Origin of the sequence: Zoogloea sp. LCSB751 (assembly GCF_002028455.1) — a bacterium.
Lineage (GTDB): Bacteria > Pseudomonadota > Gammaproteobacteria > Burkholderiales > Rhodocyclaceae > Zoogloea.
Genome location: NZ_MWUM01000113.1, coordinates 1 through 334 on the forward strand (window position 1 = coordinate 1; position 334 = coordinate 334).

General features: G+C 57.5%; 1 protein-coding gene. It reads left to right on the top strand.

The genetic code is table 11. From position 1 onward, the window contains the following. A partial coding sequence (locus B4920_RS25980; RefSeq protein ID WP_139379655.1) for a transposase occupies positions 1–334 on the top strand: 334 nt, incomplete at both ends.

Here is a 334-nt window from a genome sequence, read left to right on the forward strand (position 1 = left end):
GCTGGTTTGCTGAGGAAAAGCGGTTCTGTCTGTGGATGACGAACCTACGGCGAGCAGCATGGTCAGCAGAGCAGGTGATGAGCCTGTATCGCTGCCGTTGGCAGGTGGAGTTGTTATTTAAAGAGTGGAAATCGCACAACCGGCTCAAGGGGTTTGTGACGGGCGAGAAAGCGATTGCCGAGGGGTTGGTGTGGACGAGCCTGCTGTCGCTGGTGATGAAGAGACGGGTCGCGCAGAGTGTGATGAGTGGGGCGCTATCGATGCTGAAAGCGTCGAAGAACAGTGCGACGTGGTGGCTACCGCTATTGGAAGCAGTGGCCCATAGGGCGCTGAC